Origin of the sequence: Nocardia callitridis, from assembly GCF_039543305.1 — a bacterium.
In the GTDB taxonomy this organism is placed as follows: domain Bacteria; phylum Actinomycetota; class Actinomycetes; order Mycobacteriales; family Mycobacteriaceae; genus Nocardia; species Nocardia callitridis.
This window is the reverse complement of the sequence record NZ_BAABJM010000001.1, coordinates 1377612-1392485: the sequence shown is the minus strand read 5'-3', so window position 1 is coordinate 1392485 and position 14874 is coordinate 1377612. Positions and strand designations below refer to the sequence as shown.

Below are 14874 nucleotides of genomic sequence, written 5' to 3'. Positions count from 1 at the left end.
GCCAGGGGTGTGGACGAACTCACCGATAATCGCGGTCTACGGCGTGTCGCCGATGATCCGCCGAGGCTCCACATTGTGGTGCAAACCCAGGCGATCGAGCAAACCGTCGAGCTAGCCGTCTCGGCCGGAGATCGCCGGCGGACAGGAGGGGGCGAGTTTGACCTGCTCGGAGCCGGTCAGTACCCTCGTACAGTCACCCCATGGTGCGGTGATGGTCCTGTGTAGACCCATCGACGGTCGTGATCTAGACCGACGTGCGCCAGGACCGACACGCACTGATGATGACCAGACCTGCGAATCATCGCGAAATACCTGTTCTAACGAAACTTCGGGCGCCGTACGGTGTCCACCAACTCGAGGGAGTGTTGACCGTGGCCAAGGGCAAGCGGACGTTCCAGCCGAACAACCGTCGTCGGGCGCGCGTGCACGGCTTCCGTCTCCGGATGCGTACCCGCGCCGGTCGCGCCATCGTTTCGACGCGCCGTCGTCGGGGCCGCGCGTCCCTCACTGCTTGATCTTCGTTCTCGGACGCTCGGGTGTTGCCTGAGCCGTATCGGTTGCATCATCGTGCCGACTTCTCCCGGACGGTGCGCCGCGGCCAACGAATCGGGAGGCGTGACGTTGTCGTGCACATCTACGTGCACCGGTACGACGCGCACTCGGATACGAACGAAAGTCCGGCAGCGAATGTCGCGTTGGCCCGCACTGGTGGGCCGCGCTTCGGTTTGATTGTGAGCAAGGCGGTGGGCCACGCGGTGATTCGACACCGGGTGGCACGCCGCCTGCGTCATATGTGCGCCCAGGTGACCGACGAGCTGACCCCGGAGACCGATGTGGTGATTCGTGCGCTTCCCGGCGCGGCCGACGCCACGTCGGAAGAACTTCTGCGCCAGCTGCGAGCCGCGGTGCGCAAAGCACACGCGGGATCGGCCGGACGAACATGAGCGTGTCGACGCGAATCACTCGGTTGCCCGCCGAGTCCGTGGTTTTCCTGATCGAGCTGTACCGAACCTATGTGTCGCCCCTACGTCTGCCTTCCTGCCGTTTCACCCCGACCTGTAGCGAATACGCGGTGACCGCGTTGCGCACAAGAGGCCTGTTTCTCGGTCTCGGACTGACGGTCGTGCGACTGGCAAAATGCGCGCCCTGGCACCCTGGTGGGTGGGACCCCGTTCCAGAGCCGAAGCGGAGCACACTTCGCGCTGATCCAACGGACGAGGCAGCAACCGACCCGGCGCCGCGGGAACACACCCCGCAGGCCGAGCCGGGGTCGGGGCCGAATGCTTGTACAGGATCACCGCGCGCGGTGATCGGCGACACGAACGACGGGAGTGCATAGCGCCGTGCTCGACTTCATCTATTACCCGGTGTCCTGGATCTTATGGTTCTGGCACCGAGTCTTCGGGTTCGCGTTCGGCGCGGACAACGGGTTCGCCTGGGCACTCGCGGTGGTGTTCTTGGTGTTCACCCTGCGCCTTGTGCTCTACAAGCCATTCGTGAAGCAGGTACGCACGACCAGGCAGATGCAGGAGCTGCAGCCGCAAATCAAGGAGCTGCAGAAGAAGTACAAGAACGATCGTCAGAAGATGGCGACCGAGATGCAGAAGCTGCAGAAGGAAAACGGCTTCAATCCGGTGATGGGCTGCCTGCCCATCCTGGCCCAGGTTCCGGTATTCCTCGGCCTGTTCCACGTGCTGCGGTCGTTCAACCGGACCGGGCACGGTATCGGCCAGCTCGGTATGACGTCCGAACAGAACGCGCACACCGCGAACTACATCTTCGGTGTCGACGACGTCCAATCCTTCCTGAGCGCTCGTATCTTCGGTGCGCCGATCTCCGCGTTCATCACCATGCCGGTCAACCAACTGGAGGCGTTCGCCGACTTCGGTGGGCTGCCGACCAAGCTGAACATCGCGTTGGTTTCGATCCCGCTGATGATCATCGCGGGCCTCGCGACCCACTTCAACGCGCGCGCGTCCGTCGCGAGGCAGACGCCGGAGGCGGCCGCCGCGCCGCAGGCCGCGATGATGAACAAGCTCGCACTGTGGGTCTTCCCGCTCGGTGTGATGGTCGGTGGACCGTTCCTGCCGATCGCCATCCTGCTGTACTGGGTGTCCAACAACTTCTGGACCTACGGTCAGCAGCATCTTGTCTTCGGCCGCATCGCCAAGGAAGAAGAGGCGAAGAAGCAGGTCAAGCTGGAACAGCGGGCACAGAACGCGCCGAAGCCTGGCGCCAAGCCTGTCAATACGAAGAAGAAACCGGCGTCTTCGGCGGCGTCCGACGAAGCGTCCGATGACGCGGAGCCGGGCTCGCCCTCGACGAACGGCACGGCCGGTGGGTCGGCGAAGAACACCAACGGCGCCGCCAAGAACACCGGTAAGAACGCAGGCCAGCGCAAGTCGGGCAGCCAGAAGCGGCAGGGCAATCGAGGCAAGGCGAACCAGAAGCGCCGGCGTTGACGCCCGTCGCAACCACTTTGACCGCGACACCGTTCGGTAGTGAGCCTCCGCGCTCGCGATGAGCAGATGAAGGAAAAGCACATGACTGTTGAGACCGACGGAGGGGACGCCACGGTGGCGACGACCACGGTGGACGAGGAATCGAAAGCCGAAGCCGTCACGGATGAGGTCATCGACGACGGCGTCGAGGGCGTCACGGATGACAGCGAGGACGACGACGAGGGCGAGGACGGCGAGGAAGCCCTCATCGAAGAGGGCGAGATCGCGGGCGACTATCTCGAGCAGTTGCTCGACGTACTCGACTTCGACGGCGATATCGACCTGGACGTCGAAGGTGACCGCGCGATCGTGAGCATCGACGGCGGCCGCGATCTTTCCAAGCTGGTCGGCCGCGGCGGTGAAGTGCTCGACGCGCTCCAGGAGTTGACTCGGCTCGCGGTCCAGCAGGCGACCGGTATCCGGAGCAGGCTCATGTTGGATGTCGCGGGCTGGCGGGCCAAGCGGCGCGAAGAGCTGAGCGCGATCGGCACGGCGGCCGCGCAGCGTGTGGTGGAATCGGGTGCGCCCGAATCGCTTCCCGCGATGACGCCGTTCGAGCGCAAGATCGTGCATGACGCGGTCGCCGAGGTAGACGGTGCGGGCAGTGAGAGCGAAGGTGCCGAGCCGAATCGTCACGTGGTGGTAGTTCCCGCGTAGAACGGTTCACCCCGGTAGGGCAGCCTGTTTCGGCTCGCAGCCGGATAGTGGTTGGATAGGGCCTCTGGTCTTCGGATCGGGGGCCCTGTCGCGTATTCGATATCGGTGATGTCGAATAGCGCCACTCCCCCATCGAATCGAGTTCGGAAGGACGTTTCACGTGGAACGAGATCTTGGGGGCGCCAGTGCGTTGCCTCCCGAGCTGGAACCACCGGCTTCCGCGTCGACGATCTTCGGCGACCGCATCGATCTCGCGCGGCGGTATTGCGCGGAACTGGCGACGGCGGGCGTAGAGCGCGGCCTCATCGGTCCGCGCGAACTGGATCGACTGTGGGAGCGACACATCCTCAACTGTGCGGTGCTTGGTGAGCTGATCGCCGAGAACGCATCCGTGGTCGACATCGGCAGCGGCGCCGGACTGCCAGGAATTCCCTTGGCCATCGCGCGACCCGACCTACGCATCACCTTGGTGGAGCCGCTGTTGCGTCGCACCATTTTCCTCAGCGAGTTCATCGAGTCCGCGGGTCTCGATGTCACGGTCGTCCGAGGCCGTGCGGAGCAATCCGGCGTGATGAAAGAAGCAGGCGGCGCCGACGTGGTGACATCACGCGCCGTCGCGCCACTGGCCAAACTGGTCCACTGGTCGCTGCCCCTGCTCCGCGATCATGGGCAGATGCTCGCCCTCAAAGGTTCGAGCGCGGCCGAAGAACTCGAACGCGACCGGGAAGCGCTCGTTCGCGCCGGTGCCGGCAAGGCCGAGGTGCTGGAATGCGGCGCCGGGATCGTCACCACTCCGACGGTGGTGATCAGTGCCGAACGACTCCCCCGCGCCGAGCGACCGAACCGACGCCGTGAAGGGGCTCGGCGCGAGGTGAAGGCGTCGAAGCGTAGAGGTGAGTCGATTCGCGGTCGCGCCCGCGGTGCCAAATAGCTCGGCGGCTGGTTCGGGTCGCTGCATCTGTTTCGCAGCGTGCGTGGTGCCGTTGATGTAGTGACGCAGAACGTTTGCCGCAGTAGCGCTCTCGCGGTATCGATTTGGCCGAGGGGCTGATGGTGCTCTACAACGGGCATTGTTCTCGGTCGCACTGCGTCCAGGATCGAAGTCGTTCGCTGCCGCGACGGGCAGACGGGCAGGATGCCGCGGTACTGGCGGGTCGGACGGGAACGTGAATCAACCACAGAAATCACGTCAGTCGATCGAGGGAGCTATGCAATTCGTCGAGCAGTCGTCGCAACAGATGGCGGAGCTGCCGTTGCTCCTGCTCGGTGAGTCCGCCGAGGAGATCTGTCTCGCGACCGAGGACCGCATCCACCAAATGCTCCACCGTCGAGTGGCCGCACTCGGTGAGTTCGACGTCGACTCGTCGTGTCCCATCCGTGTGTGGATGCCGGGCGACCAGTCCCTGCCGTTCCGCGCGGGCAACTCGTTGACTGATCGCCCCCGCGGTAACAAGTGCGGAGTCCGCTAGTTCTCGCGTGGTCAGTCGGTAGGGCGGCCCGCTTCGACGCAGTGTCGACAACAGATCCAATGTCGCGGGATCAGCGTCCGATTCGCGCAGCAGGCGGCGCCGATCGTCGTCGAACAATTTCGCCGCGCGCCACATCCGCGTGACAATCGCGATGGAATCAATGGGGGTGCCTGGTCGCTCCCGCAGCCACGCGGTCGCGATAGCGTCGATCGGATCGGCGGGTTCGAGTACCAATTCTGTCCGTCCCTCTAGCTTAGATTTAGATCTAAATATAGTTCCCTTTGGCCTGCGATCAATGCCCAGCAATGGATGGGGCTGTGTTGGTTCGAAGGGAGTAATCGTTGGGGGTGTGGAGTTGGCGACGCGCTTTGACTCGGTAACAGCTTTTGGCGCATGCTCGCGCAAGCGTGACTCCGCCGCAGACACCTCGGATCTCGACTTCCGGCGACGCGGCCCCGACGACGGCGCGTCGAAGGTGACCGCGCGATCGTGAGCATCGACGGCGGCCGCGATCTTTCCAAGCTGGTCGGCCGTGGCGGTGAAGTGCTCGATGCGCTCCAGGAGTTGACTCGGCTCGCGGTCCAGCAGGCGACCGGTATCCGGAGCGCTCATGTTGGATGTCGCGGTCTGGCGGGCCAAGTTCCAAGTCGCCAGATCGTCCGAGATGTTTCACATGAAACGGACGGGTGAGCCAGTACGCCCATCGGCCTTCGCGAAGCTCCGCTGTGACACCTTGATTGAAATCCCGGCGGATCAGTGGTGCTCCCCTCCTTCATATAGTTCGCATGCCTTCTCTGCGGTCGCTCAGGAGGTGCGGCCCGTTGGGCACGGAGCAGGTCCGCTCACCGGGGCCTGGTTCGCAACCAACCTCAGACCACTGGCCATTGTCGGTGGTGCGGTGGCGGTTGACGATCTTCGGTAGTGCCCAGGGATGAGTCGAGCCGATGAGTCTGATCGGCGATCCATCTCCACCCGATGCGAATCGATGCTCGCTGATGTGAATCGAGCGGCGTCGCGGTCGACCGCAGTAGATGGTGAACCTTCGGTGGTGGGAGTTTCCCGACGCGCAGGTTCGGCTGCCCCGGTGGACATGGAGTTCCGGTCGAGGTCCAAGTCGTTCGCTACCGAGCCCTCGTGTGGACCGGGGTAAAGGACTCGATGTATCGAACCCCCGGCGGCACGCAGACCGATACCTTGTCGACGCGGCGCCTAGTGGTTTCCCGTAAACAGCGTCGCGGCGTTGGTGGACGTAAGCAAGAACCCAGCAATGGATCGGCCGTGTCAGTTCGAAGGGAGTGCTCGTTGGTTGAGTGCGGAGTTGGCGACGCGGTTTGACGCGGTAACGGCTCGGTGGCGCATGCTCGCGCAAGTGTGACTTCGCCGCAGACACAACCTTCGGGCGCGATTCGGCTTTGTTCGAGCGGAACGTCCGACGGAACCGTCTGGAATGGGTTTCGCCCCTTCCTGGTTCGCAGAGAAGTTGGCCACGGGAGAGGCCCGGGGATATCTCCCGCACGCTGGGATCTGTCACGTGTCGAAATGGCTCTGGTGTATGGATGGGTTGCTGACGGCGAGGGGACGGTGCCGGGCTTGTCCGATATCGCGCCGCATGCCCCCGGTGTAAGTGCTCGACTAAACAGTCGTCGGTTGGCTAGCGCCCGGACGTCTCCGATTGCCGTGGGCTACCGACGAACCAGATCAGGTGATCCATGACGGTGCCGCAGGTGTTGCTCCCGCACCGCGTGGATTTCGATGTTTCACGGGAAACCGTGAACCCGCGTCGGGGGCGTTGGTAGCGACCCGCGACGTCTGGTGCATCCCGACTGTCGATTTGGTGGGACATACACAGTGAGCGCGTGTCCCCCATCAACGCGTACGCGAGAACTCGCGACAAGCCCGTGGTTGGCGCAGTCGGCGAGCGGATGCGCGGCAGTGTCGTTGTGAGCTCCACGCCGAGAACCGACAGTGGGCAAAGCATTGTCCGGCATGAGTGTCTGCAGATCGGCACAGGCGTTCATCCGTTGAGAGGTTGGCGAGCTGATCCGTTGCGCGGAGCCGACTCGCGCGACACGTCCCTTTCCTTCCGGCGAGCTCGAGACCGTCGCGCAAACGGTCGTGCGGACGGTCGGTGGCAGTCGTCAAGACTCGGACCACTAGACATCACCGGGCCGCGATGGTCTGTCTGATGTTGGAGGCCGTGGCCGGGTCGACGGTTTCACGGGAAACACTGCGGCAGTCGGGCACTGCGTCCGTGAACAGATTCAGACTGCTGGAGTGCGCACACCCATGCGATCGACACTTCGGGCACAGGTGCCTCACCCAGGTTCCCACTCGTTGGCTGCCTTCGAGGGCGGCCCCTCACGCGCGCATTTTTACGCGCTCCCCTGGCCGGGCGGTCGGTGGCCGTCAAGACTCACACCATGACGCTAGACATCACCGGGCCGTGACGGTCTGTCTGATGTTGGAGGCCGTGGCCGGGTCGACGGTTTCACGGGAAACACTGCGGCAGTCGCGCACTGCGTCCGTGTACAGATTCAGACCTGCGCGGCGAACTCACACACGCCAGCGATCGGCACTCCGGGCACCTGCGCCTCACCTGGGCGCCGCACAACACACAACCCCTCAGTTCGGCTCCGCTCCCCTCCACGCGTCCACCCGCCCGCACCCCGCCGCGACAAGGTATCGGTCTGCGTGCCGCCGGGGTTCGGTAATCGAGTCCTTACCCAGTCCGCACGAGGGTCTAACTCGGTAGCGAACGACGTAGACCCGACCGGAACTTCATGTCTACCCGCACGCGCCCACCCGCACGCGCCCACCCGCGACAAGGTATCGGTCTGCGTGCCGCCGGGGGTTCGGTAATCGAGTCCTTTACCCCAGTCCGCGCGAGGGTCTAACTCGGTAGCGAACGACTTAGACCCAACCGGAACTTCATGTCCACCGGGGCACCCGCACGCGCCCACCCGTAGGCACGCACCCGTAGGCACGCACCCGTAGGCACGCACCCGTAGGCACGCACCCGTAGGCACGCACCCGTAGGCACGCACCCGTAGGCACGCACCCGTAGGCACGCACCCGTAGGCACGCACCCACAGGCACGCACCCACAGGCACGCACCCACAGGCACGCACGCTGCGCTCGCCGGTTCACTCACGCCGGTTCACTCACGCACCCACGCAGGCTCACTCACGCAGGCTCACTCACGCACTCGGACGCGCGGCGCACTCACAAAGATGCGAATCGGTTTCTCCGAGTCCGCTTCACGCGCGGTCGGTATGGCTTCGCTCGGTAAGGAGTCGGTGGCTGTCGCCTCTTGTCGCCTGAGCGGTACGGCCAGCTTCTCGCTTCGCAGCTGAATCGCGGTTGCGGGACAACTTGCGGGTGCGGACCTGACGGCGAGTGACACGGCTGTGTTGCGGGCTGTGGGCGTGGACGATGTGGTCGGGTTCCTCCGGGTGCGCGACATCGGGTGGGCGCTGTGAGGCGCACCGCCGCGGGTGTCCGCATCGGCCATGCGTGTGGTGTGAGGTCGGCAGCCGTCGAGATGTTTTGGGGGGCGCGGTGTCTGGTTCGGGGCGAGGAGATGTTGCGTCGGCCGCCACTCTGCCGGGTGCGGTTTCACGGGAAACATCGTTGATCTTCAGCGCTTTGATCATTCGGCAGTGCGAACCCTCCCCCTCGGTCGCTGCACAGCCCGCAGTGGTACTTACGACGACTTCCCGCGCGTGTGGGGATGAGCCGCCCGCACGTTCCGGTGCGGGGAGCCGTTCGTCTCTTGACGATGGGCGAGCGGTTCCGAAGACGCGGGACGGTGTGAGTTCCGGACGCGTGTGGGCGGTCGGCGATAGCGGTCGTGGAAGGCGCTGTCCGGCTGCGAATCCCAAGGCTGCCTTCCGAATGTGACGTTGCCGTGCGGGTTCGGTGTGATGCGTCGGATGGTCATGTTTCCCGTGAAACCGCTACGCCTGGGGTGTTTGGTGGAAACGCAGGGTGACGGTTTCACGGGAAACATGGGCGAGTCGCGGCGAATCGCCGACGATTTTTGTGTCGTGTTGCGCTACGCAGCGATTCAGCTTTCTTATCCCGTCCAGTGCTGGCAAGCTAGTGGACGTCGGGCGTGAGCGGTGCCACGGAGAGTCTTGTGAGGGACGAAGAGCTCCGCTCGGTCGATCGGTCCTCGCGAACTCGGTTGAGTCATCTGGTCCGGCTCCGGCACGACTGTCGCAGGCACGGCATTGATGCTCGTCGGGCAGCACGTGAGTTGAAGTTCTCTGGTTAGGAGCTGTCTATGTCGAGCGGTCAGGCGAATGTTTCACGGGAAACGGCCTCGCGCGTTCCGGGGATGCTGGATGCCAGCAATTTCGACGCCGACACTTTCGGAAACACACCGTTCGGGCACATCTCCCCCAGCGAGACTCCGATAGCAGTGGAAGCCCAGCGTGCAAGTCAGGTCCTTCATCCAGGAAAGGTGACAGTGCCCAAACCTCGTGAGCAACGCATCATCACGATCGCGAACCAGAAGGGCGGCGTCGGGAAGACGACCACCACGGTGAATCTCGCCGCGGCCCTCGCGCATCAAGGGATGACTGTTCTTGTGATCGATCTCGATCCCCAGGGCAATGCGAGCACGGCGCTGGGGATCGAACATTATTCGGGCGTCCCTTCCAGCTACGAGCTGCTCATTGGTGAGGTGTCGGTCCAAGACGCCATCCAGACCAGCCCGCACAACGAGCGGCTGCTGTGCATTCCGGCGACCATCGATTTGGCCGGCGCGGAGATCGAACTCGTCTCGATGGTCGCCAGGGAAGGTCGCCTCAAAGCCGCCATCCAGGAAGCGAATATCGCCGGATTCGACATCGACTACGTGATGATCGACTGCCCCCCTTCGCTCGGTTTGCTCACGGTCAACGCCATGGTGGCGGCAAAGGAAGTGCTGTTGCCGATCCAGTGCGAGTACTACGCACTGGAGGGCGTTGGTCAGCTCCTGCGCAATATCGGTCTCGTGCAAGCGCACCTCAACCCCGAACTTCACGTGTCGACCGTGATTCTCACGATGTACGACGGGCGCACCAAGCTCGCCGATCAGGTCGCCGAGGAAGTTCGAGGGCACTTCGGCGACGTGGTGTTGCGATCGGTAATCCCGCGCAGCGTGAAGGTTTCCGAGGCGCCGGGCTACGGCATGACGGTGCTGGATTATGATCCAGGCTCTCGAGGTGCGATGAGCTACCTCGATGCCGGGCGCGAGATAGCGGCTCGATCTGTGGTGTCACAACAGGCTGCTGTAGTGGAAGGTGCGGAGTAACTTGGTTATCCGCGATCCGGGTCGTGGTGGAACGAGGAAGGGGCCGGTAGGCAGATGACTCAGGCGAAAAAGGGTGGACTCGGGCGTGGCCTAGCCGCGCTGATCCCGACCGGTCCGGCGGCGGCGCCGGGGCTGAGTAGTTCCGCGGCGAGCGTGATCGGCCTGGACCCCGTTGGCCCGCAGCCGGCCTCGACGTATCTGCACCGCATCCCTGAACCTTCCGAAGATGACCCCGAGCTTGCCGAAGGCGGTGCGACCTACCGCGAGATCGCGCCCGAGCTCATCGAGCGCAACCCGAAGCAGCCGCGCCAGGTCTTCGAGGAAGAGGCGCTGGCGGAGCTGGTGCATTCGATCCGTGAGTTCGGGTTGATGCAACCGATCGTGGTGCGTCGGCTGGAGCCGGGTGTCGAAAAGTTTCAGCTCGTCATGGGTGAGCGGCGGTGGCGCGCTTGCCAGGAAGCCGGGCTCACGGCTATTCCGGCTATCGTCCGGGAGACCGCGGACGAGTCGATGCTGCGCGACGCACTGCTGGAGAACATCCATCGGGTGCAGCTGAACCCGCTCGAAGAGGCGGCCGCTTACCAGCAGCTGCTGGAGGAATTCGACGTTACCCATGAGGAGCTGGCGACTCGACTCGGCCGCTCCCGCCCCGTGGTGACGAACATGATTCGGTTGCTGAAGTTGCCTATCCCGGTGCAGCGCCGAGTCGCGGCGGGCGTGTTGTCGGCAGGGCATGCCCGTGCCCTGCTCGGTCTGAACTCGGGCGCGGATGCGCAGGAGGTACTCGCCGCGCGCATTGTCGCCGAGGGACTTTCGGTGCGAAATACGGAAGAGGCCGTGACACTGGCGAACCGTGAGCCGGAGCAAGAGGAGCAGGCCCCCGCTCCCCCGGCACGCAAGCCGATGACGGCGCCCGGTATTCAGAAGGTTGCCGATCGGTTGTCCGAGTCATTCGATACTCGAGTGATCGTGAGCATGGGCAAGCGGAAGGGCAAGATCGTCGTCGAGTTCGGTTCGGTGGACGACCTCGAGCGCATTGTGAACCTGATGGAGCAGACCAAGCCCACTGCGTAACAAAAGTGGCAAAAATCAACTCGTTATGGGGATAGGCACGTACCCGGCGCTGAAACGTCACTGTGACAGCGCTTGGAAATGCTGGTTCGCGAGTTCCGCGGATCCGCGACGGTGTGCCTGACCAATCGAGTCCAACCAACAGGAGCACAGTGACGTGGAGTGAGGCAAGAAACAGTGATGCGGCATGAGCGTGGACGAATCGGATAGCTGGAGGCTGAGCAGAGCAGTGTCGACCAGCGTGACAGCACTGACCCTCGGAGAGCTCGACAAGTTGCCGTCGCATTCCCGGCGTTGCGTGTTTTGGGAGATGGACCCCGCCGTCGCCGAGGATTCCCGGGCATTCACCGATCCGGTGTTCGAGAAGGAAGCATGGTTGTCCACCGTGCTGTTGCAGTGGGGCTCCTGCGGACAGGTCGCGAACGTCGACGGGAATGTCGCCGGTTGCGCGTTGTATTCGCCGCCGAGCGCCGTACCGCGATCCACCCTCTTCCCCACATCCCCGGTGAGCCCGGACGCGGTCCTGCTGACCACCCTGCACGCCGAATTCCCCTACCAGCACGCCGATATCGCGCATCAGCTGATGCAGGCCGTGGTGGCGGATCTGGTGCGCCGAGGGGTGCGCGCGTTGGAGGCGTTCGGTGTCCGTACCGATCCGCCCTCGCATGCCCTGTCCGAGCGCTTCGGCTCGATGACCCTGATGGAGCGGATCATCGCGCCTATCAAGGGCGCCAACGCGGCTGGCCCGCGCACCGAATGCTCCCCCGACACCTGCATGATCGATGCCGACTTCTTGGAAGACGTTGGATTCGAAGTGATTGCGCCACATCACCGGTTCCCTCGGTTGCGCCTGGAGCTCGACTCCGATCACGGTTGGAAGGAAGACGTGGAACGGGCGTTGGATCAGTTGCTCGCCGCCGCTTCGATGACCCCACCCGCTCGGGTCGGGGTCGGACGATAAAAAGAAGCGCTCGGCCGGTCCGGCCGAGCGCTTTCTCGAGTATTGACCCGGACTACATCCGGTCGGCGGCTGCCAATTCTTCGGCAAGGAGTTCCGCGAAGGTGTACGTCCCGGTGGGCTGATCGTCCTGACCGAGCAGGTAAAGGCGTTTCACCGAGATCAGGATGGCCTCGGCGATCACATCGCGCATCCGTGGATCGGTGAGGGTCACCGCGTCGTAATCGTTGGTGAGGTAACCGATGTCGACCTGGACGGTCGGCATCTTGGTCAGTCGTAGCAGATCCCAGGTCCTCGGGTGGGTGCGGCAGTCTTGCAGCGCGGTACGCGCCACCACCTCGCGCTGGATGAAGCCGGCGAGAACTTGGCCGATCATCGACACCGACCCGTGCGAGTTACCGAAATAGAATCCCGCGACGCCGTTGGCGCCGGGACTCGGGTTTGTCACGCAGCGTAGGGAGATCATCAGATCCGCGTCGAACGCGTTCGAGGTATCGGCGCGCTCCGCGTCGGTGGGGTTGGCCCCCCATGGGCGTGAAAGGAAGGTCTCCATGCCGGTGGCAGCCATTCGGCCCTCGAGTCGGCTTGCCAAGTCCCACAGGATTTCCGACTCGTACACGTCACCGAACTCAGTGGGAACCGGGTGTCCCTTTTCGGTGCCACCCAGGCCGGGATCGATGACGATTCGCTTACCGGTGAGCTGCGGGCCCGCGCGATGGACCACTTCCTCCTCGGCGATTCGGTGCGGATTGCCTCCGGTAACGCGTGCGCCGAGGAGTTCGAGTGAGCGCAGGGTGTCGGGGCCGCAGATACCGTCCGCGGACAAGCCGATCTCGCGTTGGAATGCGCTCAGGCCGTCATGGGTGTGTGGCCCGAAATAGCCGTCGACCCGATGGACGTAGAAGCCGAGGTCCTGCAGCTTGCGTTGCAGTGTCGCGACATCGTCGCCGTAGAGCGGTGCGGACAGCTGATAGATAAGGGTGCGCGCGCCGAGGCGGTAGGAGGCTTCCTTCAACGCACGGTAGGTGGCCGGACCGACGATTCCGTCGACGAGCAACCCGCGATGTTGTTGGAAGGCGCGGACCGCGGAATCCAAGTGGTGGTCGAAGGTGGCCGCGGTGTCTTTCCAGTACTCCCGCGCGTCCGGGCGGTCCGGCACGACGTGTGCGTGTAAGAAGCCAAGACTTGCCAGGGCGCTCCGAACCTCTGCTACGGATGGACCGATATCACCGTGACGAAGTCGGTGCATGCGTGAGAGCCCTTTCCTTCCGTCATTCCGGGTACCCACCCATGCGATGGATATACCGTCGCACGACCGGAGCGTCCTCGATTGTCGCAGACCCGATCCGGGATTCGGCATTCCCGGGTGCAGGCATCCTACGGCGCGTCGCTGGAAAGCGATGCCCTTTGACGCTCTGTTGTCGTGTGGCGGACGCCATGCCCGGTTGGACATGGCGTCCTGTTCCTACTTGTCTTGCGCGGGCGCGATTTTCGGTGCTGACGGCTGGTGGGCCGTCAGATTACTCCGTCCAATTCGCGCAGTAGGGCGGCTTTGCCCTTGGCGCCGACGATTTGCTTCACCGGCTTACCACCGCGGAACAGCATCATAGTTGGCAGGGAAAGCACCTCGTAATCGCGGGCCGTGCCGGGGTTGGCGTCGACATCCAATTTCGCGACGGTGAGCTTGTCCGCGTGGGTGCCCGCGATCTCCTCCAGGACGGGGGCGACCATCTTGCACGGTCCGCACCAGTCGGCCCAGAAGTCGACGAGGACGGGCTTTTCGCTGAGTAGGACGTCGTCGGCGAACGAGGCGTCGGTCACGGTGACCGTATTTCCGGACATGGTTGAACTCCTAGCGAGGGAACGAGAGAAGGATTAAGTGGCCGGTACGGCGGTCGCGTTGTCCACGGTGTTCGAGGAGATGTCACCCTGGCTGGCCAGCCAGTGCTGCGCGTCGAGCGCGGCACGGCAGCCGGTGCCCGCGGCGGTGATCGCCTGGCGATAGGTGTGGTCGACCAGGTCGCCCGCGGCGAAGACACCCTCGACATTGGTCGCGGTGGCGGGGTCGACTACGCGTACGTAGCCTTCGTCGTCCAATTCGACTTGGCCACGGACCAATTCGCTGCGCGGATCGTGGCCGATGGCGACGAAAAGGCCGGTTGCCGCGAGCTCGGAGGTCTCCCCCGTCTTCGTGTCACGCAGCGTGAGGCTGGTGACGGTCGAATCGCCGTGTACCTCGGCCACCTCGGCGTTGAGTGCGAACTTGATCTTCTCGTTGGCCTTGGCGCGGTCGAGCATGATGCGTGAGGCGCGGAACTCTTCGCGGCGGTGCACGATGGTGACGGTGTTGGCGAACTTGGTGAGGAACGTCGCCTCTTCCATGGCGGAGTCGCCGCCGCCGACCACCACGATGTCCTGGCCCTTGAAGAAGAACCCGTCGCAGGTAGCGCAGGCGCTGACACCGCGACCGAGCAGCTTCTGCTCGCCGGGAACGTTGAGGTAACGCGCGGCCGATCCCATGGCGAGGATCACAGCGTTCGCCTGGTAGGTTTCCCCGCCCGCCGTGACGGTTTTCACCGGACCGCTGAGGTCGATGGCTTCCACGTCTTCGGTGCGGATGTCGGCACCGAAGCGCTTGGCTTGGTCGCGCATCTGCTCCATCAGATCCGGGCCCATGATGCCGTCGCGGAAGCCGGGGAAGTTCTCCACGTCGGTCGTGGTCATCAGGGCGCCACCGAACTGGGTTCCTTCGAATAGCACCGGCTCGAGGTCGGCGCGTGCCGCGTAGACGGCCGCCGTGTAACCGGCGGGTCCGGAGCCGACGATGATCAGGTCGCGAACTGGCGTGCTCATGTGACCCTTCCGGGGAGAAATCAAATGGACGTGTGAGTCAACAACAGGGTAATGGCAGTTGTTCCT

At 64.0% G+C, this 14874-nt stretch carries 13 protein-coding genes and 1 pseudogene; 10 read left to right on the top strand and 4 right to left on the bottom strand.

Features of this window, described 5'->3' with window-relative positions:
• Positions 1–371: 371 nt before the first annotated feature.
• From rpmH to rsmG, 6 genes are all read left to right on the top strand, one after another.
• Positions 372–515, top strand: coding sequence for a 50S ribosomal protein L34 (gene rpmH / locus ABEA50_RS05940; RefSeq protein WP_345494001.1), 144 nt, complete (start codon positions 372–374; stop codon positions 513–515).
• A 21-nt stretch (positions 516–536) separates the two neighbouring features.
• Positions 537–944: a ribonuclease P protein component gene (gene rnpA / locus ABEA50_RS05935; RefSeq protein ID WP_345494000.1), complete on the top strand. Its 408-nt coding sequence runs from the start codon at positions 537–539 to the stop codon at positions 942–944.
• Complete coding sequence (yidD, locus tag ABEA50_RS05930) at positions 941–1339, top strand: membrane protein insertion efficiency factor YidD (protein ID WP_345493999.1); 399 nt, start codon at positions 941–943, stop codon at positions 1337–1339. Before rnpA ends, yidD begins: the two co-directional genes overlap by 4 nt.
• A 4-nt stretch (positions 1340–1343) precedes the next feature.
• On the top strand, positions 1344–2462 hold the full coding sequence (gene yidC, locus ABEA50_RS05925; RefSeq protein ID WP_345493998.1) for a membrane protein insertase YidC: 1119 nt from the start codon (positions 1344–1346) through the stop codon (positions 2460–2462).
• Between the two features lie 81 nt (positions 2463–2543).
• A complete protein-coding gene (locus ABEA50_RS05920; protein WP_345493997.1) occupies positions 2544–3158 on the top strand; it encodes a Jag family protein in 615 nt (204 codons plus the stop codon).
• A 160-nt stretch (positions 3159–3318) separates the two neighbouring features.
• Positions 3319–4089, top strand: a complete 771-nt coding sequence (gene rsmG / locus ABEA50_RS05915) for a 16S rRNA (guanine(527)-N(7))-methyltransferase RsmG (RefSeq protein ID WP_345493996.1) — start codon at positions 3319–3321, stop codon at positions 4087–4089.
• Between the two features lie 253 nt (positions 4090–4342).
• Here the strand turns inward: rsmG and ABEA50_RS05910 are convergent, their stop codons facing one another.
• On the bottom strand, positions 4343–4762 hold the full coding sequence (locus tag ABEA50_RS05910; RefSeq protein WP_345494680.1) for a MarR family winged helix-turn-helix transcriptional regulator: 420 nt from the start codon (positions 4760–4762) through the stop codon (positions 4343–4345).
• Between the two features lie 333 nt (positions 4763–5095).
• Here ABEA50_RS05910 and ABEA50_RS05905 point away from each other — a divergent pair.
• The 4 genes and pseudogenes from ABEA50_RS05905 to ABEA50_RS05890 all read left to right on the top strand — a co-directional run.
• Positions 5096–5267 (top strand): annotated as a pseudogene (locus ABEA50_RS05905) (single-stranded DNA-binding protein); the annotation flags it as partial.
• Positions 5268–8966: 3699 nt separating this feature from the next.
• Positions 8967–9926 (top strand): ParA family protein, encoded by a 960-nt coding sequence (locus tag ABEA50_RS05900; protein WP_425577569.1) that lies wholly within the window; start codon positions 8967–8969, stop codon positions 9924–9926.
• Between the two features lie 54 nt (positions 9927–9980).
• Complete coding sequence (locus tag ABEA50_RS05895) at positions 9981–11000, top strand: ParB/RepB/Spo0J family partition protein (RefSeq protein ID WP_345493994.1); 1020 nt, start codon at positions 9981–9983, stop codon at positions 10998–11000.
• A 226-nt stretch (positions 11001–11226) separates the two neighbouring features.
• The gene (locus ABEA50_RS05890; RefSeq protein ID WP_345494679.1) at positions 11227–11958 is read left to right on the top strand and encodes a GNAT family N-acetyltransferase; all 732 of its coding nucleotides are present in this window, start codon (positions 11227–11229) and stop codon (positions 11956–11958) included.
• A 52-nt stretch (positions 11959–12010) separates the two neighbouring features.
• On the opposite strand, the gene ABEA50_RS05885 is transcribed toward ABEA50_RS05890, so the two are convergent.
• From ABEA50_RS05885 to trxB, 3 genes are all read right to left on the bottom strand, one after another.
• Positions 12011–13204: an N-acetylmuramoyl-L-alanine amidase gene (locus ABEA50_RS05885; RefSeq protein ID WP_345493993.1), complete on the bottom strand. Its 1194-nt coding sequence runs from the start codon at positions 13202–13204 to the stop codon at positions 12011–12013.
• Between the two features lie 266 nt (positions 13205–13470).
• Positions 13471–13797, bottom strand: coding sequence for a thioredoxin (gene trxA / locus ABEA50_RS05880; protein ID WP_345493992.1), 327 nt, complete (start codon positions 13795–13797; stop codon positions 13471–13473).
• Positions 13798–13830: 33 nt separating this feature from the next.
• Positions 13831–14808 carry a thioredoxin-disulfide reductase gene (trxB, locus tag ABEA50_RS05875; RefSeq protein ID WP_345493991.1) on the bottom strand — a complete coding sequence of 326 codons (978 nt, stop codon included), beginning with the start codon at positions 14806–14808 and terminating at the stop codon, positions 13831–13833.
• Positions 14809–14874: the final 66 nt, after the last annotated feature.